This is a genomic window from Methylobacterium pseudosasicola (assembly GCF_900114535.1).
Taxonomy (GTDB): Bacteria; Pseudomonadota; Alphaproteobacteria; order Rhizobiales; family Beijerinckiaceae; genus Methylobacterium; species Methylobacterium pseudosasicola.
On record NZ_FOTK01000005.1, the window covers coordinates 160,717 to 187,145 of the forward strand.

23 protein-coding genes are annotated in these 26,429 nt (G+C 70.6%); 13 read left to right on the forward strand and 10 right to left on the reverse strand.

Features of this window, described 5'->3' with window-relative positions:
• Positions 1–14: 14 nt before the first annotated feature.
• Positions 15–1,847, reverse strand: coding sequence for a cation:proton antiporter domain-containing protein (locus BM228_RS07265; RefSeq protein WP_092038551.1), 1,833 nt, complete (start codon positions 1,845–1,847; stop codon positions 15–17).
• A gap of 299 nt (positions 1,848–2,146) precedes the next feature.
• Between BM228_RS07265 and BM228_RS07270 the strand changes: the two genes are divergently transcribed.
• From BM228_RS07270 to BM228_RS07290, 5 genes are all read left to right on the forward strand, one after another.
• Entirely contained in the window at positions 2,147–3,421 is a 1,275-nt protein-coding gene (locus BM228_RS07270; RefSeq protein ID WP_092038553.1) for an ATPase, read from the forward strand.
• Positions 3,418–4,062 (forward strand): hypothetical protein, encoded by a 645-nt coding sequence (locus tag BM228_RS07275; protein ID WP_092038555.1) that lies wholly within the window; start codon positions 3,418–3,420, stop codon positions 4,060–4,062. Before BM228_RS07270 ends, BM228_RS07275 begins: the two co-directional genes overlap by 4 nt.
• A 110-nt stretch (positions 4,063–4,172) precedes the next feature.
• Positions 4,173–4,376: a DUF4160 domain-containing protein gene (locus BM228_RS35290; protein WP_280142320.1), complete on the forward strand. Its 204-nt coding sequence runs from the start codon at positions 4,173–4,175 to the stop codon at positions 4,374–4,376.
• Complete coding sequence (locus BM228_RS07285) at positions 4,369–4,755, forward strand: DUF2442 domain-containing protein (protein ID WP_092038559.1); 387 nt, start codon at positions 4,369–4,371, stop codon at positions 4,753–4,755. Before BM228_RS35290 ends, BM228_RS07285 begins: the two co-directional genes overlap by 8 nt.
• 38 nt (positions 4,756–4,793) lie before the next feature.
• A complete protein-coding gene (locus BM228_RS07290; protein WP_092038560.1) occupies positions 4,794–5,645 on the forward strand; it encodes an AAA family ATPase in 852 nt (283 codons plus the stop codon).
• A gap of 3 nt (positions 5,646–5,648) precedes the next feature.
• Here BM228_RS07290 and BM228_RS07295 read toward each other — a convergent pair whose 3' ends face one another.
• On the reverse strand, positions 5,649–6,578 hold the full coding sequence (locus BM228_RS07295; protein ID WP_092038562.1) for a class I fructose-bisphosphate aldolase: 930 nt from the start codon (positions 6,576–6,578) through the stop codon (positions 5,649–5,651).
• A 173-nt stretch (positions 6,579–6,751) separates the two neighbouring features.
• On the opposite strand from BM228_RS07295, the gene BM228_RS07300 reads away from it, so the two are divergent.
• A complete protein-coding gene (locus BM228_RS07300; protein ID WP_092038564.1) occupies positions 6,752–7,276 on the forward strand; it encodes a SixA phosphatase family protein in 525 nt (174 codons plus the stop codon).
• 159 nt (positions 7,277–7,435) lie between these two features.
• Here BM228_RS07300 and BM228_RS07305 read toward each other — a convergent pair whose 3' ends face one another.
• Entirely contained in the window at positions 7,436–8,467 is a 1,032-nt protein-coding gene (locus tag BM228_RS07305) for an alpha/beta fold hydrolase (RefSeq protein ID WP_092038566.1), read from the reverse strand.
• Positions 8,468–8,661: 194 nt separating this feature from the next.
• Between BM228_RS07305 and BM228_RS07310 the strand changes: the two genes are divergently transcribed.
• Positions 8,662–9,147, forward strand: a complete 486-nt coding sequence (locus BM228_RS07310; protein ID WP_092038568.1) for an Hsp20 family protein — start codon at positions 8,662–8,664, stop codon at positions 9,145–9,147.
• A gap of 154 nt (positions 9,148–9,301) precedes the next feature.
• Positions 9,302–10,303, forward strand: a complete 1,002-nt coding sequence (gene olsB / locus BM228_RS07315) for a l-ornithine N(alpha)-acyltransferase (protein WP_092038569.1) — start codon at positions 9,302–9,304, stop codon at positions 10,301–10,303.
• A 149-nt stretch (positions 10,304–10,452) separates the two neighbouring features.
• Here the strand turns inward: olsB and BM228_RS07320 are convergent, their stop codons facing one another.
• The gene (locus tag BM228_RS07320) at positions 10,453–10,905 is read right to left on the reverse strand and encodes an RNA polymerase subunit sigma-70 (RefSeq protein WP_092038723.1); all 453 of its coding nucleotides are present in this window, start codon (positions 10,903–10,905) and stop codon (positions 10,453–10,455) included.
• Between the two features lie 209 nt (positions 10,906–11,114).
• Between BM228_RS07320 and kdoO the strand changes: the two genes are divergently transcribed.
• The 4 genes from kdoO to BM228_RS07340 all read left to right on the forward strand — a co-directional run bounded on the left by kdoO (position 11,115) and on the right by BM228_RS07340 (position 19,357).
• Positions 11,115–11,975: a Kdo hydroxylase KdoO gene (gene kdoO / locus BM228_RS07325; RefSeq protein ID WP_092038725.1), complete on the forward strand. Its 861-nt coding sequence runs from the start codon at positions 11,115–11,117 to the stop codon at positions 11,973–11,975.
• A gap of 18 nt (positions 11,976–11,993) precedes the next feature.
• The gene (locus BM228_RS07330) at positions 11,994–12,293 is read left to right on the forward strand and encodes an antibiotic biosynthesis monooxygenase family protein (protein ID WP_092038571.1); all 300 of its coding nucleotides are present in this window, start codon (positions 11,994–11,996) and stop codon (positions 12,291–12,293) included.
• A gap of 465 nt (positions 12,294–12,758) precedes the next feature.
• Positions 12,759–18,044, forward strand: a complete 5,286-nt coding sequence (locus tag BM228_RS07335; protein WP_092038573.1) for an alpha-2-macroglobulin family protein — start codon at positions 12,759–12,761, stop codon at positions 18,042–18,044.
• Between the two features lie 188 nt (positions 18,045–18,232).
• A complete protein-coding gene (locus BM228_RS07340; protein ID WP_092038575.1) occupies positions 18,233–19,357 on the forward strand; it encodes a mechanosensitive ion channel family protein in 1,125 nt (374 codons plus the stop codon).
• A gap of 131 nt (positions 19,358–19,488) precedes the next feature.
• Here BM228_RS07340 and rlmN read toward each other — a convergent pair whose 3' ends face one another.
• On the reverse strand, positions 19,489–20,763 hold the full coding sequence (gene rlmN, locus BM228_RS07345) for a dual-specificity RNA methyltransferase RlmN (RefSeq protein WP_092038727.1): 1,275 nt from the start codon (positions 20,761–20,763) through the stop codon (positions 19,489–19,491).
• Between the two features lie 99 nt (positions 20,764–20,862).
• On the opposite strand from rlmN, the gene BM228_RS07350 reads away from it, so the two are divergent.
• Positions 20,863–21,522, forward strand: coding sequence for a class I SAM-dependent methyltransferase (locus tag BM228_RS07350; RefSeq protein ID WP_092038577.1), 660 nt, complete (start codon positions 20,863–20,865; stop codon positions 21,520–21,522).
• A gap of 70 nt (positions 21,523–21,592) precedes the next feature.
• Here the strand turns inward: BM228_RS07350 and grxD are convergent, their stop codons facing one another.
• From grxD to BM228_RS07375, 5 genes are all read right to left on the reverse strand, one after another.
• Positions 21,593–21,931, reverse strand: a complete 339-nt coding sequence (gene grxD / locus BM228_RS07355) for a Grx4 family monothiol glutaredoxin (protein WP_043347809.1) — start codon at positions 21,929–21,931, stop codon at positions 21,593–21,595.
• 29 nt (positions 21,932–21,960) lie between these two features.
• Positions 21,961–22,470: a DUF29 domain-containing protein gene (locus BM228_RS07360; protein WP_092038579.1), complete on the reverse strand. Its 510-nt coding sequence runs from the start codon at positions 22,468–22,470 to the stop codon at positions 21,961–21,963.
• 23 nt (positions 22,471–22,493) lie between these two features.
• Positions 22,494–22,730: a BolA family protein gene (locus BM228_RS07365; RefSeq protein WP_007568343.1), complete on the reverse strand. Its 237-nt coding sequence runs from the start codon at positions 22,728–22,730 to the stop codon at positions 22,494–22,496.
• Positions 22,731–22,756: 26 nt separating this feature from the next.
• Entirely contained in the window at positions 22,757–24,982 is a 2,226-nt protein-coding gene (gene purL / locus BM228_RS07370; protein WP_092038581.1) for a phosphoribosylformylglycinamidine synthase subunit PurL, read from the reverse strand.
• A 167-nt stretch (positions 24,983–25,149) separates the two neighbouring features.
• A complete protein-coding gene (locus BM228_RS07375) occupies positions 25,150–26,298 on the reverse strand; it encodes a hydrolase (RefSeq protein WP_092038728.1) in 1,149 nt (382 codons plus the stop codon).
• Positions 26,299–26,429 lie beyond the last annotated feature (131 nt).

Sequence of the window (26,429 nt, forward strand, 5' to 3'; positions counted from 1 at the left end):
GGCTCAAGCCTCGCTCAAGCTTCTTGGCGCGCGGCGGTCTCCTTCTTGACCGGCGGCTTGCCGAGGGCTTTTCCGACCGTTCGCCGGGCGCGAAAAATCGGCTTGGCCTCGTTCTCGCGCTTCTTCAGCAGCGCGCGATACTCGTCGCGCCGCTCGTGGATCGAGGCGATCACGAGGCCCATCGGCACGCCGACATCGACCAGCACCGCCTCCGACAATTGCAGGGAGGCCTCGATCGTCTCCGGCACCGCGTCATCGACGCCGAGCTCGTACAGGGCCGAGGCGTGGCGGGCGTCACGCGCGCGGGCCACGATCGTCAGGTCCGGCCGCTCGGCCCGGGCGGCGGCCACCGCCTGCTCGACGGCCCGCGGGTTGTCGAGGGTGACTACCAGCGCGCGCGCTGTAGCGATGTCGCAGCGGCGCAGGATCTCGGTGTTGCCCGAATCCCCGAAATAGACCGGCGCGCCGGCGCGGCGCTGCTCGGCGACCCGGGCCGCATCGGAATCAAGGGCGAGGTAGGGGATCCCGTGCCGGTCCAGCATCTCGCCGACCTGGCGGCCGACGCGGCCGTAGCCCGCGATCACCACCCGGTTCTCGACCTTGTCCGGCAGCGGCTCGGACTTCATGGCGGCCTGGCTCGCGCTCGTCGCGCGACGGCCCAGCCGGCGGCCCAGGGCCGCGAGCGCCGGGATCATGATCATCGTGACGGTGGTGACGATCAGGGCGGCCGCGCCGACATCCTCCGGCACCAGCCCGGTGGCGACCGCGCCCCCGATCAGCACGAAGGCGAATTCGCCGCCTGGCCCGAGCAGCAGGGCCGCCTCCAGCGCTACCGGCCGGGAGATCTTGAGGGCAGGGGCCGCCATCATCACCACGGCGGCCTTGATCAGGACCAGCGCCAGCGACAGGCCGATGATCGCGCCGGGTGCCGCCATGAGCTGGGCCGGGTCCAGGTTCATGCCCACCGAGACGAAGAACACCCCGAGCAGCAGGCCCTTGAACGGGTCGATCGTCGCCTCGATCGCCCGGCGATACTCGGTCTCGGCCAGCAGCAGCCCGGCCACGAAGGCGCCGAGCGTCATCGACAGCCCGCTCGCCGCCGCCGTTAGCGCGGTGCCGACGATCACCAGCAGGCAGGCGGCCATGAACAGCTCGGTGGAGCGCGTCCGCGCCACCAGCTGGAACAGCGGGCGCAGGGCGAGGCGGCCAGCGACCACGATCAGCACCAGCGCGATGGCAGCCTGGCCCAGCGCCATGGCGAGCGCCCAGCCCTTGTCGCCCTCGTCGCCGCGGCCGAGCACCGCGATGGCGAACAGCACAGGGGCCACGGCCAGGTCCTGGAACAGCAGGACCGCGAAGCTCGCCCGGCCGGACGGCGCGTTGAGCCGCTTCTGCTCGGCCAGGACTGGCAGCACCACCGCGGTCGACGACAGAGCGAGCCCGATGCCGACGATCGCCGCGCCGGCGAGCGGCACCTGCAACCCGTACAGGATTGCCCCGAGGATCAGCGCCGAGCAGCCGACCTGCAGCGAGCCGAGGCCGAAGACGAGCCGGCGCAGGGTCCGCAGCCGCTCCCACGACAGCTCGACCCCGATCATGAACATCAGGAAGATCACCCCGAACTCGGCGAGATGCGAGATCTCGGTGCGGTTGCCGATGGTGAAAAGGTGGACGTAGGGATGGGTGTCGGCGAGACGCCCGAGGCCGAAGGGGCCGAGCAGGGCGCCGGCCCCGATGAAGCCCAGCACCGGGGAGATCCGCAGCCGGTGGAACAGCGGCACCACGATGCCCGCGGTGACGAGGAACAGGATCGCTTCCTTATAGGAGCCGGCGTGGACCTCTGGCATCGGCGGCGGATCGAACCTCCTGTTTCCGACCGGAGCGGAGGCCGATCACGGATACGCGATCATGGGTCGGCGCCCGGCGCTGGGCAACCGCCTTTGGTCATTGCAAGGGCGGCGAGGTGCGCTCTGACACAAGCCGGATACATGCGGTGGGTGAGACATTTCAGCCACCCGGGCAGCGCTTGCCGGCGATCCACCGGGGAATGGGTGCGGGGCGGCCCAAAATCGGCACAATGCCCGCATACACGCTGGAGTTAACCGGGGGTTACGATCGGCCAGGGCCACGCCCGCGACAGGACCCGATGGATGTGACGAGGCCGATGATCTCCATCAAGTCGATATTCTCCGGCCCCGCGGCGCCACCCAGTCGCGACATCGCCCGCGAGCGCCGCCAGTGGAAGCTCGAGTCGGACCGGTGGCAGCACCAGCGCCACGTCGATCGGGGCTACCGCATCAAGTGGGGCTACGTCGCGATCGCGTACCTCGTCGAGTTCATGGTGATCGGCGCCTCGCTCTGGGGCGCCTGGCTGTTCGCCGGCGTCTACAGCGACGGCGACTGGCACGCCTTCTACTTCATGCTGCTGGCGCCCCTGGTCTACGCCGCCGTGGAGCTGTGCCGGGTGCCGCTCGGCATCCTGGCCCGCACCCAGCGCTCGCATTTCGTGCGCGGGCTGGCCGTGCTCGGCATCATCTTCGCCGCCGGCGTGACCACCAAGTCGGTGTCGCAGCTCGGCGAAATGATGTTCCATCCCCGCCTGATGGAAGCCGCCAAGGCCAAGACCGCCCTGAAGGACGCCCAGGCCGACCGCGCCACGATCGGCGACCGGATCAAGGCGGCGGACGAGCGGGTGGCCCAGTACACTGCCGAGCTCGACCAGATCGAGAAGCGCTCCTCCGACAACGCCCAGCAGCTCGCCGGCCTGCCGGCCCAGCGCTGCGAGCGGGTGTTCGGCACCAACAGCAAGGGCCGCAAGTACCAGAACCTGAAATGCTTGGCCGATCCCCGCGTCGCCGCCCTGTCGGCAGGGGTCACCAAGGCCTCGGCCGACAGGGCGGCGCTGATCAAGAACCTGGAGGAGGCCCGCAAGGCGCGTGCCGCCCTCGATCCCGGCGCCGCCGACCGGCGCGTGGCCGATGCCGAGCAGGGCTACCGGAACGCGGTCAACCGCTCGCAGCTGCACTCCTTCACCGCCATGGTCTACGGCGTCGACCCGATCGACGTGACCGAGAGCCAGGTCCACGCCTTCCTGCGGATCTTCGTGTTCCTGCCGGCCCTGTGCGCCGCCTTCGCGTCGACCATCCTGGCCCTCTGCGCGGTCTCGACCCGCCGGACCTTCATGGATGAGGACGACCTCGGCGCCGCCGTGAACCCGGAGGCTGCGCCGTTCATGCTCGACGCGATTGCCGACGCGCTGCGCTCGAACCCCGAGCCGATCCTGCCCCGGGCGGCCAACGCCACCGGCGCGGTGATCCCGATGAACCGGCCGGCCCAGGGTCAGCAGAGCCTGCCCGGCCAGAACCATCCGGGCCAGCCCCTTCCGGGTCAGACCCTCCCAGCCGCGGGAGCCGGCGCATGAACTACGTCGCCGGCGGCACCCCCGAGAACGTCGCCCTCGCCCAGCAGGTGAATTCGCGCCTGCGCGCGGATTCGAGCTACGTCGCGGCCCGGGCCTTCCTGTTCCGGGCCCTGGGCTTCGGCGCCTTCGCCTGCCTGACCGGCATCGGCGTCGGGGCGGCGGCTTATGGCTGGGCGACCCTCAACCAGTTCGACACGGCAGCGGAAAAGATCGCCGCCGCCATGCAGGCCGCGCTCTCGGACGTGACCCTGAAGACCAAGGGTGAGGTCACGCTGACCGACAACACCCTCAAGCTCGAGGGCCTGCCCAAGCTCGGCGGCGGCACGCCGACGCCCACCAAGGCGCAGCTCGGCAGCGACGCCGCCCCGGCCTCGAAGGCCGCCGTGAACACCACCTTCACGGTGTTCAAGCAGGTGCCCTATCTCGACGGCCAGATCGTCACCGGCTGGAACTTCAAGGACAATGCCGACCAGCCCTACCAGCAGTACTGCTACTTCTCCCGACGCTCCAACGAGTCGAAGGGGCAGGTCGAGATCAAGATCGACCTCGCCATGGACACCAAGACCCTGCCGCAGCCGCAGAAATCCGATGTGAACCTGGAGATCCTGGCCCGGAACTGCGTCTGGCACGAGAAGGGTTAGGCCACGCTGCCCCGCAGGCGCGCGTTTACGGGATCCAGCGCCCCTGCTAGATAACCCAACATGATGGGTTATCGAAGGCAACGACTCTTCGGGCCGGCGGTCTGCGTGTCATCATCTTCGTCGACGACCACGAGCCCGCCCATGTGCACGTCTTCGGGGATGGGCATGCCAAGATCAATCTCGTCTCATCGACCGGTGAGCCCGAACTCGTCTGGTCGGCAGGCATGAGCCGGAGCGAGCGCCGACGGGCGTTGTCTCTCGTCTCGGAGCATCGGGACCTGCGGCTGGCACGCTGGGAGGAGATCCATGGCTGATCCGACCGATGCCTCGGCCACGCGCGTAGCGCCCCCCGGTCCCCGGGCCGAGACGGCGCGCTACGATCGCGCCCGGGGCCGCGTGGTGCTCGACCTCGACAACGGATGCACCTTCGCCTTCCCCCCGCGCTTGGTCCAAGGCATGGAGAGCGCGAGCGAGGATCAGCTCGCCGAGATCGAGCTCCTGGGGGCCGGCTACGGCCTGCACTGGGAAACCCTGGACGTGGACATCTCGGTACCGGGCCTGTTGGCCGGTATCTTCGGCACCCACGCCTACATGGCTGCGCGGGCCGGGCGCGCGACCTCCGCGGCCAAGGCTGCGGCGGCGCGCGCCAACGGATCCCGGGGTGGACGCCCGCGCAAGACCGCCCACAGTTGATTCAGACCTCCCGTTCTCCCGACTCAGGCAAGCGACCGATGCGATTTTCCGGAACCGAGTCCTACGTCGCGACCCCCGACCTGACCGCGGCGGTCAACGCCGCCGTGGTCCTGGAGCGCCCGCTCCTGGTCAAGGGCGAGCCCGGCACCGGCAAGACCGTGCTGGCCGAGGAGATCGCCAAGGGGTTGGGCGCGCCGCTCATCGTTTGGAACATCAAGTCGACCACCAAGGCCCAGCAGGGCCTCTACGAGTACGACGCGGTCTCGCGGCTGCGCGACTCGCAGCTCGGCGACCCAAAAGTCTCGGACATCGGCAACTACATCCGGCGCGGCAAGCTCTGGGAGGCGTTCACCGCCCCCGAGCGCCCGGTGCTGCTGATCGACGAGATCGACAAGGCCGATATCGAGTTCCCCAACGACCTTCTGACCGAACTCGACCGGATGGAGTTCCACGTCTACGAGACCGGCGCGACCGTGGCGGCCGTGCGCCGGCCGATCGTGATCATCACCTCGAACAACGAGAAGGAGCTGCCGGACGCGTTCCTGCGCCGCTGCTTCTTCCACTACATCAAGTTCCCCGACGCCGAGACGCTGATGCGCATCGTCGACGTCCATTACCCGGGCATCAAGCACCGCTTGGTCGAGGAGGCCCTCCGGGTCTTTCTCGAGACCCGCGAGGTGCCGGGCCTCAAGAAAAAACCCTCGACCTCTGAGCTGCTGGACTGGCTCAAGCTCCTCGTCTCCGAAGATATTTCTCCGGAGACTCTGCGGGAGCGCGACGGCCGCAAGCTGATCCCCCCGCTGCACGGCGCGCTCCTGAAGAACGAACAGGATGTCAGCTTGTTCGAGAAGCTCGCCTTCATGATGCGCCGGGAGCAGCGGGGCGGCTGAGCTTCAGCCCTCCGTGCCGGCATAGATGTCGGTGATCCGCCCCAGCAGCTTCAAGGCGTCGGCCTTGGAGCGCTGGAAGGCGTTGCGGCCGACGATCGAGCCGAAGCCGCCGCCCGCCTGGATGGCACGGATCTCGTCGAGGAACTTTTCCTCCTCGGCCTGGGCGCCGCCGGAGAAGATCACGATCCGGCGTCCGTTGAAGGCACATTGCACCACGTGGCGCACCCGCTCGGCCGCGGTGCCGATCGGGATGCCGGTGGACTCGTAGACCTTCTTGGCGGCCGCCTGCTCGATATGGGCGGTGGGCAGCTTGACCTTGATGATGTGGGCGCCGAGTTGCGCCGCGATCTGCGCCGCGTAGCCGATCACGTCGATGGCGGTCTCGCCCTCCTTCGACAGGGCCGAGCCGCGGGCATAGGACCAGATCACCACGGCGAGGCCGACGCTCTTGGCCTCCTCGGCGATCTCTCGGATCTGGCCGTACATGGCGTTGCGGTGGGCCGAGCCCGGATAGATCGTGAAGCCGATGGCGCAGGCGCCGAGCCGCAGGGCATCCGCCACCGAGCCGGTGATCGCCTGCTCGGGATCATCCTCGTCGGCCAGGAGGTCGTGGTCGTTGAGCTTGAGGATCAGCGGGATCCGCCCGGCGTATGCGCGCGCGCCGGCCTCCAGGAAGCCCAGCGGCGCCGCGTAGGCGTTGCAGCCCGCCGCCAGGGCGAGCTCGAAATGGTAATGCGGGTCGTAGGCCGGCGGGTTCGGGCCGAAGCTGCGGGCCGGGCCGTGTTCAAAACCCTGGTCCACCGGCAGGATCAGCATCTTGCCGGTGCCGCCGAGCCGGCCATGCTCCAGCATTCGGGCCAGATTGGTGAGCGTGCCGGGGCTGTCGGCCCCGTACCAGGACAGGATCTCGGAAACGCGGGGCGATCGATCCATCGCGCGACCTCCTTCGACAGAGGCCGCCATCCACGGCTTGCCCTGCTTCGGCGGCCCAGGTTTCCGAACCGGGCAGGGCGGCCGAGGTTCCCGCGCGCCGCGCTTTCGGCTAACCGGGCCGCGGCGCGAATCCGGCGCCTGTCGATACTCCCACGCCGAGAAGGGCCCGCTCCATGCGCAGGCTGATCCTGTTGCGGCACGCCAAGTCGGACCGTCCGGCGGGCGTCGCCGACCACGAACGGCCGCTCAACGACCGGGGCCGCCGGGCCGCGCCGGCCGTGGGCGCCCACCTCGCCGAGGCAGGCTTCCGGCCCGACCTCGCCTTGGTCTCGACCGCCACCCGCACCCGCGAGACCTGGGAGGCGGTCTCCGCCGCCCTCGGCGCGCCTGAGGTGCGGTTTCACCGCGAGATCTACGAGGCGCCCGCGGAGCGGATCCTCGGCGTGATCCGGGGCGCGCCGGAGGCGGCCGAAACCGTGATCGTCGTCGGCCACAATCCGGGGCTGGGCGATCTCGCCACGGCCCTGGCCGGGGAGGGACCGCGCAAGGAGCGCACGCGCCTCGCCACGGAGTTCCCCACCGCCGCCTACGCGGTGATCGCGTTCGATACGGACGCCTGGTCGGCAATCGGCCCGGGGCAGGGCCGTTTGGAGCGGTTCGTACGCCCGCGGGACATCGACCCGGACCTGGGAGGCTAAACCCCTCACGTAGCCCGCATCGCAAAAATCCTGGTTTCAAACGGTCGTGGACCTTTTGCGGGTCCAGGGCAGAGCCCTGGTCCATCGGGGCTCCGCCCCGATACCCCGCCAAAGGGCAGAGCCCTTTGGGATCCCGTCGTGATGGGGCGCTGCGACGGCTCAGGCCACCGGCACGGCCTGGTGCGCCTCCACCTCGTTGTGAGAGGGCAGGGGCGAGCCGGGCACGAAGGCGTCGAAGGCCGCCCAAAAGTCCTGCCGGATGGCGTCACGCTCGCTCAGGATCTCGTGCCGGGAATCCGGCAGGACCAGGATGTGGCCGGCCTTCATCCGGGCCGCGAACCGCTCAGTGTCCAGGGTCCCGCAAACCGGATCGGCGCCGGCCGCGACGATCAGGGTCGGCAGGGTGATGCGCGGGGCGACGCGCGGGTCGCGCAGGCGCGCCATCGCCCGGAACGCCTCCGCGAGCCACGCGATCGTCGGGTCCCCGACGGCCCCGGCGCCGACCTGCCGGGCCGCCGCCGCGTTGCGGGCATAGCGTACCGGATCGCGCGACAGGCGGTTGCCCGCATAGGGCTTGGTTGCGATCGAGACCGGCTTGCCGAGTGGGATGTACCAGTGGCCGAGCCCGATCCGGTGCAGGGCCCGCGACAGGAACGCCGCCCCGGCGGGCCAGCGCACCATCCGGATCGACAGCATCGGCGCCACGGTCACCAGACGCCGGAACGGCAGCCAGCCGTCCAGCGCTCCGATCAGGGCGACGCAGCCGCCCATCGAATGCGCCAGGCCGATATGCGGCTCGGGCATCAGCGGCACCAGCACCGTCTCGGCCACCGCCCGCAGGTCGAGCCGGTAATCGTCGAAGCGGGCGACGTGGCCCTTGTGCGGGTCGTCCACCCGCCGGTCCGATTCACCCTGGCCGCGCCAGTCGAACGCCACCACGGCGAAGCCGCGGGTCCGGAGGTCCTGGATGGTCTCGTAGTACTTCTCGATGAACTCGGCGCGCCCCTGGAGCAGGCAGACCGTGCCCCGGCAGGTCCGCGCCGTGCTCTGCCAATAGGCCGCCCGCAGGGTGCAGTCGTCGCGGGTGCCGACCGCGATCAGGGTGCCGCCGGGCGGCACCGGATTGTCGGGCGTGCCGCGCAGGGTCAGGAGCGGCGGCTGCCGTCCGATCTCGCCGTCGAACCGTCTCACGGGGCCACCTCGCTGCGTCCGGTCGTCAGCGTGACCGTAGCCGAAAAAATCTCGGATTCGGCCCTTGCGACAGGTCTTGAAGGCCGATTTTCCACCCCCGATATTCCGTCTGTGCCGGCCGTCAGGCGGCACGAAAGACGGGTCCGGCCCATCGGGCGGACCAATCCTGCATGTTGCTCATCCGAGGATATGTCATGCGTCAGTTCGATCTCGCCCCCCTGTATCGTTCCACCGTCGGTTTCGACCGTCTGTTCTCCGCCCTCGACCAGTTCGCCACCGCCGAGGCGGCGCCGACCTACCCGCCCTACAACATCGAGCGGACCGGCGAGAACGCCTACCGCATCACCGTCGCGGTCGCCGGCTTCACTGAGTCCGACCTGTCGATCGAGGTTCGGGAGAATGCCCTCACCCTGAAGGGCGAGCGCAAGCCCGAGGGCAAGGCGGAATTCCTGCATCAGGGCATCGCGGCCCGCGCCTTCGAGCGCCGGTTCCAGCTCGCCGACCACGTCCAGGTGACCGGTGCAGCTCTGGAGAACGGCCTCCTCCACATCGACCTCGTCCGCGAGGTGCCGGAGGCGAAGAAGCCCCGTCGCATCCAGATCGCCACGGCCGGCGCCCCGTCCGCCCCGGTGATCGAGGGTGACGTGCGCAAGGACGCGGTCCAGCAGCAGGCGGCCTGATCCGGCTGCCGGCCTGAGAACCTGTTAGCGTAATAGAGCGCCCCGGCCCCGGCCGGGGCGTTTTCGTTTCGCGGCTGTCATAATGGCGTGTGCGCGGCGTGCTCTTTAGTGGGTCCGGACGGTGCACGGTCGTGCGCCTGGAGTGAACTCGACCATGGTCGCCAATCTCGCCCGCGGAGCCTACAGCGCGCTCGGAGCCGGCTGGCACAAGGGCGTGCAGGGCGTGCAATGGGGCGTCGGCGCGCCGATCGCGAAGCTGCGGCGCCGGCACGCGCTCATTCAGGCCGGCCCTGCGGGCATCGCCGACGTGCTGTCGGCCGAGCGGGCGATCCGCCTGCCGGAGCCGTTCGAGGGGCGCAGCCTGGGCCGGATCGGCAATCTTGAAGTGCGGCTCGCGGCGAAGAAATCCGAAGTTCGGCGGGCGCAGCGCCTGCGCTTCAAGGTTTTCTACGAAGAGATGGCGGCGATCCCCACGGGTCTCGCCGCATTATCGCGACGCGATGCCGACGCCTACGACGCGCTCTGCGACCATCTCCTGGTTCTCGATCATTCCGCGCCCCGGCGGAAGAAGCCGTTCGTCGAGCATCGCCCCAAGGTGGTCGGCACCTACCGGCTGCTCCGGGGCGAGGTGGCCGAGCGGCATGCTGGCTTCTATTCCGAGGGCGAGTACGACCTGGAGCCGATCCTGGCGGCGCAGAAGCACCGGCGGCTGCTCGAGCTCGGCCGGTCCTGCGTACTGAAGCCCTACCGGAGCAAGCGCACCGTCGAGCTGCTCTGGCAGGGGATCTACGCCTACGTCTTGCACCACCGGATCGACGCGCTGATCGGCTGCGCCAGCCTGGAGGGCACGGATCCGGATCGGCTGGCCCTGCCGCTGTCGTTCCTGCACCATCATGCCCGTGCCCCGGAGGAATGGCGGGCCCGGGCCCTGCCGGAACGGGCGGTGGCGATGGACCGGCTGCCGCGCGAGGCGGTCGACCCCAAGGCGGCGCTGCAGGCGCTGCCGCCGCTGATCAAGGGCTACCTGCGGCTCGGCGCCACCTTCGGGGAGGGCGCGGTGATCGACCGCCAGTTCGGCACCACCGACGTGTTCGTGGCGCTCCCGGTCGAAGCAATCGGCGCGCGCTACCGCGGGCATTTCGCGCCGGGGACCTGAACCCGTAAAAATCCCGGATTCAAAAGGTCCGAGACCTTTTGCGGGTGCAGGGCAGAGCCCTGCGAAAGCCCCCGAGAGACCTGTGAACTCGGGGCTACGCGCCCCGAACCCCGCCAAAGGGCTGCAAGCCCTTTGGAACCCCTTCGTCCCTACAGATCTCCCAACGCCAGCTGGCCCTGGTTGCGTGCCTTGGCGGGGGCCTTGGGGGCGGCGGCCTTGCGCTCCTTGGGACGGGACGCGGCCAGGGGGGCCTTCTTCGGCTTGGGGTCGCCGCGCATACGGGCGAGTGCCTTGTCCCGGGCCACCGCCTCGGGGGCCTGGGGATCGTCCGACAGCCACTTGCCGCGCTTGATCACCTCGTTGACCCGGCCCTGGTTGACCCCGACCTTGAAGGCGATCTCCTGCTGGGTCATGCCCGTGGAGGCGTGCAGGTCGAGGATCGCCCGGGCGAGCTCAGGGGTCATCTTCTGGCCGGTCAGCCGGCGGGCCGGCTTGACCGTGCGGGTGGCGCGGTCGCGCTCGCGCAGGCGCTCCAGCAGCGCCAGCGCCATGTTCATGCCGTGCTCGCGCAGGGCTTCCTCGAATTCCTTCAGGGTCGCCATCGGCGCCATCCTCCGCCGGGCTCGTGGGCCGGTACTTGGACAGGAACGTGCCGGGAACGCGGCGGTTGCGCAAGCGGCCCAAGCCGCCGCCCCGGACGGTGGCGGTGGACGGGGGATGTCATCCACCGGAAATGCGGCCCCTGGCCTCCCGGCGGCGGCTCGGCTACAGGATTGCGCCCCTCCGCCCAGGCAGGCCCGGCCCGCGCACGATGATCAGCCCGATCCGCACCGTCGCCCCCGGCGAATCCGCCGGCTCCCTGGCCCGGGAGCTGGAAGCCGGGGCGGTGCTGCTGTTCCCGGACCTGCCGTTCCCGTTCACCGACTTCGAGCGCCGGTTCACCGAGCGGCCCTTCGCGGACGGCAAGGCCAAGAACGTCAACATCCGGGGCGAGGCCGCGGAGCTGCGCGGCGCCGCCGGCACCCCGGAGGAGCAGGAAGCCCTGCGCCAGCTCCTGATCCGCTACCGCGCCTTCGCCAGGGACCTGATCGGCACCTACCTGCCGGATTACGCCGACCGGGTGAACCTGGCCGGCACCTCCTACCGCCCCTTCGACGTCGACCAGCGCAAGCTCAGCTGGCGGCGGGACGACACCCGCATGCATGTCGACGCCTTCCCGTCGAACCCGATCGGCGAGAAGCGGATCCTGCGGGTGTTCCGCAACATCAACCCGGCGGGCGAGCCGCGTCGCTGGCGGGTCGGCGAGGATTTCGGGTCGATGGCGGAGAAATTCCTGCCGCGGGTCCCGCGCTACTCGGCCCTCTCGGCGCAGGTGCTCGCCGCCCTGCGGATCACCAAGGCCCGGCGCTCCGAATACGACCACCTGATGCTGCACCTGCACGACGCCCTGAAGCAGGACGAGACCTATCAGGCGAGCGCCCCGCAGGCGGATGTCGAATTCCGGCCCGGCGCCACCTGGGTGACCTTCTCCGACCTCGTCATGCACGGGGCGATGGGCGGCCGCTACATGCTGGAGCAGACCGCCTACCTGCCGGTCGCCGCCCAGGCCGACCCGGCCCTGAGCCCGCAGCGCATCCTGGCGGCCAAGCTCGGCCGTCCCCTCCATCCGTAACCGAGAAGGCCCCCATCCATGATCCTCGAAATCGCGCAGATCGAGATCAAACCCGGCCTGGAATCGGACTTCGAGGCCGGCATCGCCGAGGCCTCGGCGATCTTCAAGGCCGCCAAGGGCTGCCGCGCCTTCGAGGTGCGCCGCTCGATCGAGCATCCCCAGCGCTACCGCCTGCTGATCCACTGGGACACGCTGGAAGCCCACACCAAGGATTTCACCGGCTCGCAGCCCTGGCAGGATTACCGCGCCCTGGTCTCGCACTGCTTCGCCGGCCCGGTCTCGGTGGAGCACACCGAGCAGGTGCTCAAGGCGTTCTGATTGTTTTTTGGAATTCGCGCTGCGCCGGCCGGGACGACCGGCCACGCCGTTCCCCGTGACGGGCGCGGGTTCCATCCCGTGCGGGCTACGACGTTGACACATCGGCCGGTGGGAAGCGCGACGCTCTCTCCTCCCCCTTGTGGGGAGGAGTTAGAGGTGGGGGTGGTCCCGGACGAGGCTCGGCGGTCCCTTCTGAACCACCCCCACCCCTGGCCCCTCCCCACAAGGGGGAGGGGAAAACGCGTGGCGCTTCCGGTGCTTACTGCCGATACGTGATGTTTGAATTCTCGACCTCGCGCGGGAGAGGGGGTTGTGTCCCGGGCGGAAGGCGAGCCGGGTAGGGGCCGCGGACCGGCTCCGAACACGCACCCAAAACGTTGCGGCCGGACTCGCAGGTGCTAGGCTCCCGCCCGGCCGATCCCGGGGCGATTCGTCCGGGATCCGGGACCGACGGGGGGCAGACGCATGGCGTGGCGGAACCGGCTGGCGGGTGCTCTGGCGCTTCTGGCGGCCCTGGCCTGCGGGCCGGCCCTCGCCCAGGCCGCACCGGCCGCTCGCGCTGCCCAGCGACAAGCGGCCGCCTTCGAGAAAAGCTTCGTTCGCAGCGACCTCGCCAGCAGCGCCGTGCGGCTCGAAGCGGCGCTTAAGGCCGAGGCCGGGGGGCCGCTCAGGCCCGCCGGCCAGTCCCTCGCCGCCGGACAGACGCTGCTCGCTGCCGACAAGCCGGACGAGGCGCTCGCCCCGCTCACCGCGGCCGTGGCGGCCGATCCGGCCAATATCCGCGCCTGGCAGACCTATGCCCAGGCCGCCGCAGCGGCGGTCGAGACCCGGGAGGAGAACGACTATCAGGGCCGGGCCCTCCTGCGGGACCGGGCCGCGGCGGCGGCCTATCGCGCCTATGAGCGCGCCCGGACACCCGTGGACGCGGCGGAATCCCTGGCGCAGCTCGGCGCCCTGGAGGCCGGGGAATCCGCCTGGCGCCCGGCCCTGAACGCCTACGCGGCCAGCCTCGCCCTCGACGACGACCCGGCGACCCGCCGGACTTACGAGACCCTGCGCACCGAGCACGGCTTCCGGATCCTCGACTACAAGGTTGATTCGGACGCCGCCGCCCCGCGCCTCTGCTTCACCGTCTCGGAGCCGGTGGTCCCCAAGACCGACTACGCCCCCTACGTGGCGGTCTCGGGCAGCAGCAGCGGCGCCGTGACCGCGGAGGGCTCGCAGGTCTGCGTCGACGGGCTGAAGCACGGCAGCCGCTACGCCGTGATCCTGCGCCAGGGCCTGCCGTCGACGGTGGGCGAGAGCCTGCTCAAATCCGCCGATTACGAGATCTACGTCCGCGACCGCGCCCCCCAGGTCCGGTTCACCGGGCGCAATTACGTCCTGCCGCGCACCGGCCAGGCGGGCGTGCCCCTGATCTCGGTGAACGCGCCGAAGCTCGACGTGGAGGTCCTGCGCATCGGCGACCGCGGCCTGCTGCCGACCCTGCGCTCCGAGGATTTTCTGGGCCAGCTCAGCGGCGCGACCGCCCGGTCGATCGCGGCCGAGAAGGGCGTGCGCGTCTGGAAGGGCACCCTCGACACCGCCAAGGCCGAGCTGAACCAGGAGGCGGTGACCGCCTTCCCGGTCCTGCAGGCCGTGGGCAAGCTCGAGCCCGGCCTCTACGTGATGCTGGCCCGGGCCGCCGGGACGGCGGCGCCGGACGAGGACAGCTACGAGACCCAGGCGACCCAGTGGTTCGTGGTCTCGGATCTCGGGCTCACCGCCACCAAGGGGCGGGACGGGGTCCACGTGGTGCTGCGCTCGCTCGCCTCCGCGCAGGTGCTGCCGGGAGCCGCGATCCGGCTGATCGCCCGCAACAACGAGGTTTTGGGCACCGCCAAGACCGACGCGCAGGGCCATGCCGCCTTCGACCCGGGCCTCGCCCGCGGGGAGGGCGGCACCGCGCCGAGCCTGGTGGTCGCCCAGGCGGGGGACGATTACGGCTTCCTCGACCTCAACCTCGGCGCCTTCGACCTGACCGACCGGGGCGTGAAGGGCCGGCCCGAGAGCGGCGGGCTCGACGCCTACCTGTTCACCGAGCGCGGGGTCTACCGCTCGGGCGAGACCGTGCAGATCACCGCCCTGCTGCGCGATCCCCGCAACGCGGCGGTGCCGGACCTGCCCCTGACCCTGGTGGTGAAGCGCCCGGACGGGGTCGAGTATCGCCGGGTCTCGGTGCCGGACCAGGGGCTCGGCGGCCGGGCGCTGCCCCTACCGCTGCTGTCGGGGGCCATGCACGGCACCTGGCGGGTCTCGGCCTATACCGACCCGAAGGCCCCGGCGCTCGGCACGACCAGCTTCCTGGTGGAGGATTACGTCCCCGAGCGCCTGGAGGTGACCCTCAAGGCCGCCCAGGCCGCGCTGCGCCGGGGCGAGGCGGCGCAGGTCGATGTCGCCGCGCGCTACCTCTACGGCGCCCCGGGCGCCGGGCTCGACGTCTCGGGCAGCGTCGTCGTGCAGGCGGCCTCGGGCAGCGGCATCAAGGGCCTGGCGGGCTACACGACCGGCCTCGACGACGAGGCCGTGGAACCGAGCGTGCAGGAACTCGCGACCCACGCCACCACGGACGCGCAGGGGCACGCCACCGTCACCGTGCCCCTGCCGGAGGTGGCCGCGCCCCGGCCGCTGGAGGCGAAGATCACCCTCGCGGTGGGCGAGCCCGGCGGCCGGGCGCTGTCGCGCAGCCTGACCCTGCCGATCCTGCCCGCCGGGCCGGTGCTCGCCCTCCGCAAGGCGTTCTCGGAGCTGAAGGAGGGCGACCGCGCCGTCTTCGACGCGGTCTTCGCCGCCCCGGACGGGACGCTGCTGGCCCGGCCCGGGGTGACCTGGACCTTGTCGCGGGTGGAGCGGACCTACCAATGGTATCGCGCGGACGGCCGCTGGTCGTTCGAGGCGGTCAAGACCAGCCGGCGGATCGCCAGCGGCAGCCTCGACCTCGCGGCCGGGACCCTGGGCCGGATCGAGGCGCCGGTGGGCCAGGTCGGCCGCTACCGGCTGGAGATCGCGGCGGCGGGCGCCCCGGAGGCCACCGCGAGCCTCGGCTTCGAGGTCGGCTGGGGCGGCTCCGAGACCGCGGACGCGCCGGACCTCCTCGACCTGACCCTCGACAAACCCGCCTACGCGGCGGGCGACACCCTGCGGGCCACGCTCAGCCCGAAGTTCAAGGGCCAGGCCAGCCTCATGGTCGTCAGCGACCGGGTGCACGAGACCGTGGAGGTCAGCGTCCCGGCGGGGGGCATTACCGTGAGCCTGCCGGTCAAGGCCGCGTGGGGCGCGGGCGCCTACCTGGTCGCCACCGCCTACCGGCCCCTGGACCAGGCGGCCAAGCGCCTGCCGGGCCGGGCGCTCGGGCTCGCCTGGTTCTCGGTGGACCGCGCGCAACGCAGCCTCGGCGTGGCCGTGAAGGCGCCGGAGCGGACCCGCCCGCGGCAGGACCTGACCCTCCCGGTGCAGCTCACCGGGTTGAAGCCCGGTGAGGCGGCCCGGTTCACCGTGGCGCTGGTCGATGTCGGCATCCTCAACCTGACCCGCTACGAGGCGCCGAACCCGACCCAGTACTTCCTCGGCCAGAGGGCTCTGGGGCCGGAATTCCGCGACCTCTACGGTTACCTGATCGACGGCATGCAGGGCTCGGCCGGGGCGATCCGCTCCGGCGGCGATGCGGGCGGCGGCGAGCTCGCCGACGCGCCGCCGACCCAGGCGCCGCTCGCCCTGTTTTCGGGCGTCGTCACCGTGGGGCCGGACGGGGCGGCCAGCGTCACCTTCCCGCTGCCGGCCTTCAACGGCACCGGCCGGGTGATGGTCACCGCCTGGAGCGGCGACCGGGTCGGCCAGGCGCAGGCGGACGTGATCATCCGCGATCCCGTCGTGCTCACCGCGACCCTGCCGCGCTTCCTCGATACAGGCGACCGCTCGCGCCTGTTCGTGGCCCTCGACAACGTCGAGGGCCGGGCCGGCGACTACACGGTGGACATCGCCCCCGCCGGCCCGATCCTGATCGGCTCCAGCGCCTTGCGGCAGACGATCCGCCTGGAGGCCGGGGGGCGAGGCCAGGTGGCGATCCCGCTCACCGCCGCCGGGCCCGGCACGGCGCGGCTCGACCTCGCCCTGTCGGGGCCCGGCCTCGACGGCAACCTGAGCCAGAGCTTTTCCCTCGGCGTGCTGCCGGGGACCGGGGCGCTGCTGCGCCGCTCGGTTCGGACCTTGGCCCCCGGCGCCGGCCTGACGGTCAGCGCCGATCTGCTGGCCGACCTCTTGCCCGGAACCGGCAGCGTCTCGCTCTCGGCCTCGGCGCTGCCCGGCCTCGACGTGCCGGCCCTGCTCCAGGCGCTGGACCGCTATCCCTATGGCTGCTCCGAGCAGATCGTCAGCCGGGCGCTGCCGCTGCTCTACGTCAACCGCCTGGCCGCCCTGGACAAGCTCGCCCTCGACGCCAACGTCGACGACAGGGTGCGCGAGTCGATCGAGCGGCTGCTCGCCCGCCAGGATTCGAGCGGCGATTTCGGCCTGTGGTCGGCGCAGGGCTCGGGCGATCTCTGGCTCGACGCCTACGTGACCGATTTCCTCACCCGCGCCCGGGAGCGCGGCTTCGCGGTGCCGCAGGGGGCCTTCGCCCAGGCGCTCGACCGCCTGCGCAACAGTGTCGCCAACGCCACGGAGGTGCGGGACGGCGGCGCCGACCTCGCCTACGCGGCCTACGTCCTGGCGCGCAACGGCCGGCCGGTGATGGGCGACCTGCGCTACCTCGCCGACACCAAGCTCGACGCCTTCGCTACCGGGCTCGCCCGGGCGCAGCTTTCAGCGGCCCTGGCGCTGCTCGGCGACCGGGGCCGCGCCGCCACGGTGATGGACTCGGCGCTCGCCGCGCTGAGATCCCGGCGGGATGCAGGGCTCTACCGGGCCGATTACGGCTCCCGCCTGCGCGACGGCGCCGGGCTGATCGCCCTGGCGGCGGAGAGCGGGCTGACCCAGGTCGCCCTGGCCCCGGTGGCCGCCCTCATCGGCGAGGAGCGGCAGGATACGCGCGCGACCAGCACCCAGGAGAACGCCTGGCTGGTGCTCGCCGCCGAGAGCCTGTCCAAGGAGGCGGACGCGCTGTCCTTCAACCTCGACGGCGCGGCGCAGACCGGGGCGCTCGCCCGGATTTTTCGGGGGGCGGCGCTGGAGGGGCGCAATGTCGAACTCACCAATACCGGCCGGGCGCCCGTGCAGGTGGCCTTGGGGGTGAACGGCAGCCCGCTGGTGCCCGAGCCCGCCGCCGCGCAGGGCTATACGATCGCGCGCACGTTCCACCGACTGGACGGCAGCCTGGTCGATCCGGCCCAGGGCCTGCGCCAGAACGACCGGCTCGTGGTGGTGCTCAAGGTCACCGCGGACAAGGCCCAGGCCGCCCGGCTCCTGCTGGTCGACCCGCTACCGGCCGGCCTCGAGATCGACAACCCGAAGCTGCTCGATGCCGACGCCCTCCAGGGCCTCGCCTTCGCCAAGTCCGACGTGCAGCCGGTCCACACCGAGTTCCGCGACGACCGGTTCGTGGCCGCCTACGACCGCACCCCGGACCAGCCGGCATTCTTCACCGTGGCCTACACGGTCCGGGCGGTCTCGCCGGGCACCTATGTGCATCCGGGCGCCTCGGTGGAGGACATGTACCGCCCGGCCCGGTTCGGCCGGACCGCCTACGGCAGCGTCGAGATCGGGGCGGCGCGGTAGCGCGCAGAATTGCGTTCGCGCGTCACGAACAGGCGCGCGAGTGACCGAATGAGCCGCCGAAACGCAACCGTCCGGCCGCCCCCTCACCAGGCCGCTGCGTTGCAGCGGCGGTATGGTGCGATGCGGAACCTCGGCCGGTGCGACCCATTCCTCCAGGTCCCGTTCGGAACCCGTGGAGGTGATGCCCGATGCCGGACCTCAATGCCCTGATCGGCCGCGCCGCCTCCGTGCTCGCCTATCTGCCGTGGTGGGCCGAAAGCCTGATCGTGATCGTCGCCTGCTGCGCCGTGGTGATGCCGCTGCACGGCGTCGCCTACCGGGCGCTGAAGCGGGCGGTGGCGAGCAAGAGCCTGTTCTGGCGCTCTCTGGTCTCCCGCACCCACGGCCCGAGCCGGCTCGGCTTGATCGTCGTGGCGATCAGCATCGCCTCGACCACGGTGCACCTGTCCTGGGAGGTGCGGATCGCCCTCAACCAGATCCTGCTGGTCGCCTTCGTGACGCTGACTGGCTGGTGCTGTGCCACCGCGCTCCACATCGCCACGGTGATCTACCTGCGCCGGTTCAAGCTCGACGCCGAGGACAACCTCCTGGCGCGCAAGCACTTCACCCAGATGCGCATCCTCGAGCGGGCGGCCGTGACCCTGGTCGGCCTCATCACGGTCTCGGTGGCGCTGATGACCTTCGAGCCGGTGCGCCAGTACGGGGTCAGCCTGCTGGCCTCCGCGGGCGCCGCCGGCCTGATCCTGGGCCTCGCCATGCAGCCGGTCCTCTCGAACCTCGTGGCCGGGATCCAGATCGCCATCACCCAGCCGATCCGGATCGAGGACGCGGTGATCGTCGAGAACGAGTGGGGCTGGGTCGAGGAGATCACCTCCACCTACGTGGTGGTGCGCCTGTGGGATTGGCGCCGGCTGGTGCTGCCGCTCACCTACTTCATCCAGAAGCCCTTCCAGAACTGGACCCGCGACGGCGCCTCGCTGATCGGCAGCGTGTTCCTCTACGTCGACCACCGCGCCCCGGTGGCGCAGATGCGCGAAAAGCTCTCGGAGATCGCCGCCGCCACGCCCCTGTGGGACGGCAAGGTGGTCAATCTGCAGGTCTCGGACGCCAAGGAGAGCACCATGGAGGTGCGGATGCTGGTAAGCGCCCGCAACGCGCCCCAGGCCTGGGACCTGCGCTGCGTGATCCGCGAGGCGATGATCACCTGGCTCCAGGCCGAGCACCCGGAAGCCCTGCCGCGGCACCGCACCGAATGGGTCGGCAGCGAGGAGCCGGGCCTGCGCCGGGCGGACGGGCAGCGGATCGCGGCGTGATCCCCAGGATCCCAAAGGGCCATGCCCTTTGGCGGGTCGTCAGGGCGGAGCCCGACACCGGGCGAAGCCCGGCAGCAGGGCTTTGCCCTGCACCCACGAAAGGTCTCGGACCTTTCGAAACCGTGACCGCGTCAGTCGTCGGCGCCGGCGTAGAAGCTCTCCACGCCGATGCCCTCTTCCTGCATCAGCCGGGCTCGGGCGCGCAGCTTCTCGGTCTCGCTCTTGAGCTGGCCGCAAGCGGCCAGGATGTCCCGGCCCCGGGGCGTGCGCACCGGCGAGGCGTAGCCGGCGGTGAACACGATCTCGGAGAAGCGTTCGATTCGGTCCCAGTCCGAGCATTCGTAGCGGCTGCCGGGCCAGGGATTGAACGGGATCAGGTTGATCTTGGCCGGTATGCCCTTGAGCAGACGGACCAGCTCGCGCGCATCCCCATCGGAATCGTTGACGCCCTTCAGCATCACGTACTCGAAGGTGATGCGGCGGGCGTTGCTCAGGCCCGGATAGGTGCGGCAGGCTTCGAGAAGCTGGGCGATCGGGTATTTGCGATTGAGCGGCACCAGCTCGTTGCGCAGGTCGTCGCGCACGGCGTGGAGCGAGATCGCCAGCATGGCGTTGGCCGCCTCGCCGAGGCGGGGGATCTGCGGCACCACCCCGGAGGTCGAGACCGTGATCCGCCGCCGGGAGAGGCCGAGCCCCTCCTGGTCCGACATCACGCCGACCGCGTCGATCACGGCGTCGAGATTGTACAGGGGCTCGCCCATGCCCATGAACACGATGTTGGTGACGAGCCGCCCCGCCTCGCCGGCGCCGGACGCGTCGCGGCTGGGCATCTGGCCGGGCCAGTCGCCGAGCTCATCGCGGGCGGTCACGAGCTGCTGCACGATCTCGGCCGAGGAGAGGTTGCGCACGAGGCGCTGCGTGCCGGTGTGGCAGAAGGAGCAGGTGAGGGTGCAGCCGACCTGGCTCGACACGCAGAGCGTGCCGCGGTCCGGGCCCGGGATGTAGACGCACTCGATCTCGGCGCCGCGATTGTGCTCCTGCGGGTTGGTCGGCGCCATGCGCAGCAGCCACTTGCGGGTGCCGTCGCGGGAGACCTGGCGGCTGGCGACCTCGGGCCGCTCCAGGGTGAAGTGCCGCGCGAGCTCGGCCTTCAGCGCCTTGCCGACATTGGTCATCGCGGCGAAGTCGGTCGCCCCGCGGAAATTGACCCAGTGCCAGATCTGGCCCGCCCGCATCCGGCTCTCGCGCTCGGGCACGCCCATGCCGACGAGCTGCGCCTTGAGCGCGTCGCGGGTGAGCCCGACCAGCGACGGGGGCCGCCCGGGGAGCAGCGCGGGCTGGAAATCGGGCGCCTTCTCGATCGCGGGTTCGGCCGCGCGGGCGCTGTCGAGCGACGGCGTCGCCATGATGATCGGTCTATCCATAGCTGTGGAACGGTTCTGATATAGGCGATCATGCCGGCGAACGCGAATGCGCCCCGCCCACGGGTGACCCGACGGAGAACGATGGCAGGCGATACCGAAGCCGGACAGGCGATCTACAATCCCGGAACCCTGCAGCTCTACGATCTCGTCGTGCTGCGCCTGTCGAACCCGCTGATCTGGCGCTGCTCGACCGCGCGGATCCTGGCACTCTACGACCGGCACGTGGGCGCCGCGCATCTCGACGTCGGCGTCGGGACCGGCTGGTACCTCGACCGCTGCCGCTTCCCGTCCCCGACGCCGCGGATCGGCCTGATGGACCTCAACGCTGACAGCCTGGACCACGCCGCGCGGCGCATCGCCCGCTACCAGCCCGAGCGCTATCAGCTCGACGTGCTCGGCGGCCGTCCGGCGGCCGGCATCGCGCCCTTCGCCTCGGTCGGCCTGACCTACCTCCTGCATTGCCTACCGGGGGACATCGCGGCGAAGGCCGCCGCCTTCGACACGGTGCAGCCCTGCCTGCGCGACGACGGGACCGTGTTCGGAGCCACCATCCTGTCCGGCGGCGTCCCGACCACGGCGGCGGCGCGGGCCCTGATGCGGATCTACAACCGCAAGGGGGTGTTCTCGAACGCCGGCGACACGTTGCCGGCTCTGCGGGCGGCGCTGGAGCAGCGCTTTCGGTCGGTCGAACTCACCGTGGAAGGCTGCGTCGCCCTGTTCGCGGCCCGGGCCCCGCGCTGACACGGTCGATCCAGGCACGAAAAAGGGCGCCCGCAGGCGCCCTGATACATCCGGCCAAGTGTCGAAAAAGTCAGGCGGCGGCGGTTTTCACCGGGACGCCCTTCTCGGCCAGGAAGGTCTGCAGCTCGCCCGACTGGAACATCTCCCGGGTGATGTCGCAGCCGCCGACGAACTCGCCCTTCACGTAGATCTGCGGGATGGTCGGCCAGTTCGAGAAGGCCTTGATGCCCTCGCGGATGCCCTGATCGGCCAGCACGTTCACGCCCTTGAACGGCACGCCGAGGTAATTGAGGATCTGCACCACCTGGCCCGAGAAGCCGCATTGCGGCATCTGCGGCGTGCCCTTCATGAACACCACCACATCCTGGGAGGCGATCTCGTTCTGGATGGTCGTGTTGGCGTCGGTCATTAGGTCAGTCCTCGTTTCTGATCCGTGATCTAGTGACGGTCGGCATTGGATTTCAACACCGCGGCGAGACGTTCGAGCGCCGTGTCCATGTCGAAGTCCGGCGCGACCAGCTGCTCCGGCTCGAACGGAAACGTCTTCGGCAAGCCGCCGATGAGCCTGTCGCCATAGACCTTGAGCTGGACATCCGCATTCGCGAGTGCATCCTGCCAGAGCGCTTGCCAGTCGATCCGCTCCTGCATCGCCCGCTTGTAATTCCGACGGGCGGCGCGCTGAAAAGCAACGACCTCGACGCGCCAGGAACCGGTGGATTGCGCCGACGGAGCGGAGAGGTATTTCAGCACGTGAACCAAAACCTGCAGCAGGAGACTTTCCACACCCTGGATCTGCGACCGGCCCACGCTCTCGATCTCCTCGATCACGTTTTCCCAATCGACGACATTCGACAGGTCACCGCGCGCGGCGAGGGCGCGCAACGCCGTGACCTGTTGCTCAGCCCAGGTCACGATATCGTCATCGTAGAGGCTCGGTCCGTTATCCATTGGCGCGAATCCCGCGTGAGGCCCTAATCCTGCGGGACGCCCGTGGTCAGCGCAAGGGCGTGCAGCACGCCGCCCATCCGGCCCTGGAGGGCGCCATAGACCATCTGGTGCTGGGCGACCCGGGTCTTGCCCTTGAAGGCGGCGGACAGGACAGTGGCGGCGTAGTGGTCGCCGTCGCCGGCGAGGTCGCGGATCTCGACCTGCGCGTCGGGCAGCGCTTCGCGGATCATGCGCTCGATCTCGCCCGCATCCATCGGCATCGGGAAACTCCTGGGCGTAAGGGGGGTCAGGCGGCCGGCGCGGCCGGCTGGCTCGCCATGTAATTCGGCAGCCAGCCCTCGTGGGCCTCGATCAGCTCGGACAGGGATATGGTCTCGCCGCCCGGCAGGGTCAAACGGTCGGAGCCGGTCACCCCGACCACGGCGGCGTCGATGCCCTGAGCCGAGGCGCTGTAGAGCAGGTCGGTGGCCGCCTCGGCGTCGCATGCCAGCAGGTAGCGGCCCTGGTCCTCGCCGAACAGGTAGGCGTGGGCCGGCAGATCCACCGGCACGTCCGGCAGGGCCGCGCCGATGCCGCCGGCCATGGCCATCTCGGCAAGCGCCACGGCGAGGCCGCCGTCGGACAAATCGTGGACGGTGTCGACCGTGCCGGAGAGGATCAAGGCGCGCACGAAATCGCCGTTGCGGCGCTCGAGCGAGAGATCCACCGGCGGCGGCGCCCCCTCTTCCCGGCCCTCGATCACCGCCAGATAGGACGACTGGCCGAGCCAGCCCTCGCCGGCGCCGACCAGCACCAGCACGTCGCCCTCGCGCTTGAGCGCGATCGTGGCGTGGCGCTCCACGTCGTCGAGCACGCCGACGCCGCCGATGGTCGGGGTCGGCAGGATGCCGACGCCGTTGGTCTCATTGTAGAGGGAGACGTTGCCCGACACGACCGGGAAGTCGAGGGCCCGGCAGGCCTCGCCGATGCCCTGGAGGCAGCCCACGAGCTGGCCCATCACCTCCGGCTTCTCCGGGTTGCCGAAGTTGAGGTTGTCGGTGATGGCGAGGGGGCGGGCGCCCACCGCGGTGATGTTGCGCCACGCCTCGGCCACCGCCTGCCGGCCGCCCTCGACCGGGTCGGCCTCGCAGTAGCGCGGGGTGACGTCGCAGGTGATCGCCAGGCCCTTCGGGCCGTCCTCAACCCGCACGATCGCGGCGTCGCCGCCGGGCTTCTGCACGGTGTTGCCGAGGATGAAGTGATCGTACTGCTCGTAGACCCAGCGCTTCGAGGCGAGATCGGGCGAGCCGATCAGACGTTTCAGGGCGTCGGTCAGCGAGGCCGGCGCCGGCACGTTTGACGCGGCGATCACCGGCTGGTGGGTGTTGGCCAGGTGCGGCCGGTCGTAGAGCGGCGCCTCGTCGCCGAGTTCCTTGATCGGCAGGTCGGCCACGGTCTCGCCGTGCCACTTGACCACGAAGCGCAGCGTGTCGGTGGTCCGGCCGATCACCGCGAAGTCGAGGCCCCACTTCACGAAGATCGCCTCGGCCTCAGCCTCCATGCCGGGCTTGAGCACCATGAGCATGCGCTCCTGGCTCTCGGACAGCATCATCTCGTAGGGGGTCATGCCGGCCTCGCGGGCCGGCACCTTCTCGATATCGAGCTCGACGCCGAGATCGCCCTTGGCGCCCATCTCGACGGCCGAGCAGGTCAGCCCCGCCGCGCCCATGTCCTGGATGGCGATCACCGCGCCGGACGCCATCAGTTCCAGGCAGGCTTCCAGCAGCAGCTTCTCGGCGAAGGGGTCGCCGACCTGCACGGTTGGGCGCTTCGATTCGGAGGCCTCGTCGAACTCCGCCGACGCCATGGTGGCGCCGTGGATGCCGTCGCGGCCGGTCTTCGAGCCCAGATAGACGATCGGGTTTCCGACCCCGGTGGCGGCGGCGTAGAAGATCCCGTCGGTGCGGGCGAGCCCGACCGCCATGGCGTTGACCAGGATGTTGCCGTCGTAGCGGCGATGGAAGCCGGTCAGGCCGCCGACGGTGGGCACGCCGAAGGAATTGCCGTAGCCGCCGACGCCGGCCACCACGCCCGAGACCAGACCGCGGGTGCGCGGGTGGTCGGGGGAGCCGAAGCGCAGGGCATTGAGCGCAGCGATCGGCCGCGCGCCCATGGTGAACACATCGCGCAGGATGCCGCCGACGCCGGTCGCCGCGCCCTGGTAGGGCTCGATGTAGCTCGGGTGGTTGTGGCTCTCCATCTTGAAGACGCAGGCCAGCCCGTCGCCGATATCGATCACGCCCGCGTTCTCGCCCGGCCCCTGGATCACCCAGGGCGCCGAGGTCGGCAGGCCGCGCAGGTGCTTGCGGGAGGACTTGTACGAGCAGTGCTCGTTCCACATGGCCGAGACGATGCCGAGCTCGGTCAGCGTCGGGTCGCGCCCGATCAGGCCGCGGAAGCGCTCGTACTCCTCCGGCGTGAGGCCGTGCTGGGCCACGAGCTCGGGGGTGATCGGAACGTCGTTGCGGAACATGCGAAGGTCTCGGCAGAGAGCGGTCCGTCCCGAGAGGCGCATACCGCGGCGAACCCGAACCGGGCTGAGATCTCAGGCTGCCCCGGCTCTAAAGCGGAAGCGCCCACGCTGGCAACATCCGCGCCGCGCGGGGCAGGGGACCGTGGGTGGGGGCGGGACGAGCGAGGCTAGAGCCGCGCCGTGCGTCCCGGAGGCGGCCCATCCGCCTGGCAGCGATCCACCAGCCTGTGCACCGGCTCCGGCCCGGTGACCACGTCGAGATAGTCGAAGCCGCTGTCCCGCTGGCTCGCCATGAGCAGCTGGAAGTGCATCTGGAACAGGTTCCACTGGCGCCGGCCGACATCGGCACCAGTGATCAGCTCATGGATCGTCACCCAGAGCACGGCCGGGCGGCCGGGATCGGGCGGGGTCAGGCCGCAGGCGGCGAGCGGGTTGTTCTGGTGGATCGACAGCCAGTCCCAGGTGGCACGCACGTCGAGCCAGCGGATCTGCGCGGCCCGCCCGAAGCGCATCAGGCTGTCGCGAAATGTCCGGGCGGCCGGGTCGAGGCCAAGCCAGGGGATGACGCTGCCGATGCTCACGAACGAAACCGGCGTGCCGCGGCTGCCGAAGCCCGGGTCGCGGGCGAGCACCTGGTCCAGCGCCTCGATGCCGAGGAAACTCGACGAGGAATGGCCGACCACCACCACCTCGTCGGCCTCGCCCTCGGCGGCATGGATGCGTGCCGCGAAGGCGTCGAGCCGGGGGCCCATCTCGGGGGCCTCGCCCGCCGCGTAGGCATGGGTGAAGGCGGTGTCGTCCACGAGGTGCGGGACGTAGAGCGGCTTGCCGCGGGTCGCCCGCATCAGCAGGGCCAGGATCGCGTAGGCGAGGGGCGGCACCGCCAGCATGGCCCAGGGCTGGAGCGCCGCCGGCGCCAGGGCGGCGAGCCCCCCCGCCACCCCGAGGCTGAGCAGGGCGAGGGCGATGTAGATGTAGTGGACGCAGAAGATGATTGTGGAGAAGCGCCAGCCCTCCCGGCGCAGGTTCGCCATGTAGCCCGTCCGCCACAGCCGCCAGAGCAGGGCCGGGACGCCCCGGAGCCGGGTCCAGTCCGATTGCGGAAAGCGGGCGCGGACGATGTCCTCCCAGCGCAGCAGAACGTAGCGGGTCGAGACCCCGCGCGACTCTGCAATCCAGGTGAGGTCGAGCCCGTCCGCCGAGCGGACCGGCTCGCCGACCGTGATCGCGGCGCCCCGGCGCGCGGCGGTGAGCCGAGCCTCGCGGCGGAACAGGCCCCAGTAGGTCTCCGGATCACGCGGATCGAAGCCCGGCATGTAGAACACGACGCGCGAGGTCAGCCCCCGCGGCGCGGCGCCGTCCGGCTTCCCTGCGGCGTGCTGGGCTGGTGTGTCGGCAACGGGGGTGAGGGTCGAAATAACGGGTCCGATCGATTCGAGGTGACGGC

Coding starts and splice junctions, on each gene's coding strand:
- BM228_RS07330 (WP_092038571.1), top strand. CDS start 11,994: ATGATCCTCGAAATCGCGCAGATCGAGATCAAACCCGGCCTGGAATCG.
- BM228_RS07310 (WP_092038568.1), top strand. CDS start 8,662: ATGCGTCAGTTCGATCTCGCCCCCCTGTATCGTTCCACCGTCGGTTTC.
- rlmN (WP_092038727.1), bottom strand. CDS start 20,763: ATGGCGACGCCGTCGCTCGACAGCGCCCGCGCGGCCGAACCCGCGATC.
- BM228_RS07265 (WP_092038551.1), bottom strand. CDS start 1,847: ATGCCAGAGGTCCACGCCGGCTCCTATAAGGAAGCGATCCTGTTCCTC.
- BM228_RS07375 (WP_092038728.1), bottom strand. CDS start 26,298: ATGCCGGGCTTCGATCCGCGTGATCCGGAGACCTACTGGGGCCTGTTC.
- grxD (WP_043347809.1), bottom strand. CDS start 21,931: ATGACCGACGCCAACACGACCATCCAGAACGAGATCGCCTCCCAGGAT.
- purL (WP_092038581.1), bottom strand. CDS start 24,982: ATGTTCCGCAACGACGTTCCGATCACCCCCGAGCTCGTGGCCCAGCAC.
- BM228_RS07335 (WP_092038573.1), top strand. CDS start 12,759: ATGGCGTGGCGGAACCGGCTGGCGGGTGCTCTGGCGCTTCTGGCGGCC.
- BM228_RS07295 (WP_092038562.1), bottom strand. CDS start 6,578: ATGGATCGATCGCCCCGCGTTTCCGAGATCCTGTCCTGGTACGGGGCC.
- BM228_RS07365 (WP_007568343.1), bottom strand. CDS start 22,730: ATGCCGATGGATGCGGGCGAGATCGAGCGCATGATCCGCGAAGCGCTG.
- olsB (WP_092038569.1), top strand. CDS start 9,302: ATGGTCGCCAATCTCGCCCGCGGAGCCTACAGCGCGCTCGGAGCCGGC.
- BM228_RS07270 (WP_092038553.1), top strand. CDS start 2,147: ATGGATGTGACGAGGCCGATGATCTCCATCAAGTCGATATTCTCCGGC.
- BM228_RS07340 (WP_092038575.1), top strand. CDS start 18,233: ATGCCGGACCTCAATGCCCTGATCGGCCGCGCCGCCTCCGTGCTCGCC.
- BM228_RS07290 (WP_092038560.1), top strand. CDS start 4,794: ATGCGATTTTCCGGAACCGAGTCCTACGTCGCGACCCCCGACCTGACC.
- kdoO (WP_092038725.1), top strand. CDS start 11,115: ATGATCAGCCCGATCCGCACCGTCGCCCCCGGCGAATCCGCCGGCTCC.
- BM228_RS07350 (WP_092038577.1), top strand. CDS start 20,863: ATGGCAGGCGATACCGAAGCCGGACAGGCGATCTACAATCCCGGAACC.
- BM228_RS07285 (WP_092038559.1), top strand. CDS start 4,369: ATGGCTGATCCGACCGATGCCTCGGCCACGCGCGTAGCGCCCCCCGGT.
- BM228_RS07300 (WP_092038564.1), top strand. CDS start 6,752: ATGCGCAGGCTGATCCTGTTGCGGCACGCCAAGTCGGACCGTCCGGCG.
- BM228_RS07360 (WP_092038579.1), bottom strand. CDS start 22,470: ATGGATAACGGACCGAGCCTCTACGATGACGATATCGTGACCTGGGCT.
- BM228_RS07275 (WP_092038555.1), top strand. CDS start 3,418: ATGAACTACGTCGCCGGCGGCACCCCCGAGAACGTCGCCCTCGCCCAG.
- BM228_RS07320 (WP_092038723.1), bottom strand. CDS start 10,905: ATGGCGACCCTGAAGGAATTCGAGGAAGCCCTGCGCGAGCACGGCATG.